1 protein-coding gene is annotated in these 1,065 nt (G+C 27.8%); it reads right to left on the bottom strand.

The features are described from left to right. Positions 1-1,018, bottom strand: a 1,018-nt coding sequence (locus QZ306_RS10610) for a putative phage abortive infection protein (protein ID WP_295163677.1), incomplete at its 3' end; no start/stop codon positions are given. Positions 1,019-1,065 lie beyond the last annotated feature (47 nt).

Here is a 1,065-nt window from a genome sequence, read left to right on the forward strand (position 1 = left end):
TAAGATAACAATCTAACAAAGCTTGTATTCTTTTATTCGTGAATTTTTCAAACCCAACATATTCCATAATATTATTTTTTTGCGAGTTGTCAATTTGTAATGTTATCTCAACTTCATAATTACTTTTGGTTTTTATTTCAAATCCATATTTTAGATTTTTACCCGGAATTCGGAATACAATATCAGAATCTCTTTTTAATAATATTCGCCTAAGAAGTCTTGTACTATTATGAAAAACAATATTAATTCCTGTACGTTCAATTTTGTTTAGGTCTTTCCACCAATCTTTAAATTCTAACAAATCAAATGCAGGAAGATGTTTGAGAATATTGTACTTATTTATATATTTGGTAAAATTATCTCCATAATAAGTCATTCCATTATACCGAATAAAGAATAACTCACTATCTGTTAGTTGAGCCCGTATGATTTTAAGATAGTTCTTTTTTACTTTTTCTTTCAACTCTGCATTATCCAGCAAATCATATATCCGGTATAATGTTCTAAAGCATGCTGCAACTTTTGTCCTATGCTTAATATAAAAAAGCATATATAAATTTATAGCACCTCTTATATTTCCTTCATAGGATGTGGTTGGCTGAAAAGTTCGTTGTAACAATTCTTTTTCAAAATCGAAAAAATCTTTATTATTATAATTTATGGTTATTCTTTCATTGCCTCTTTCTCGCAGTATTGTTCCACATAATTCAGATATTTCTGATTGATATAATCTTAATAACTCAAAAAACAAATCATTAAATCGCTGATTTTCTATTTGTTCTTTATTCTTTTCTGTTACAGCTCGTTGTTGGTTGAAAGTCCGAATTAATATTAGAATACTTATAAGCGCAAATATAGTTCCCAACACACCACCTATAAAGTCTCCGTATGTTCCTAAAAGTTCATGGTTAACAACATATTCATTATCAAACCAATGAATAATATGCTGCCATTTAAAGATATAGGCAAAAATGCCTACAAAAAGATGTGTTATAATTATATAAAATCGTTTTTTCATCAGAAGTTTATCAAACCAATTATCTGTTGTTGTAACTATTCAGCGAA

It is taken from the genome of uncultured Brachyspira sp. (genome assembly GCF_910588665.1).
Lineage (GTDB): Bacteria > Spirochaetota > Brachyspiria > Brachyspirales > Brachyspiraceae > Brachyspira.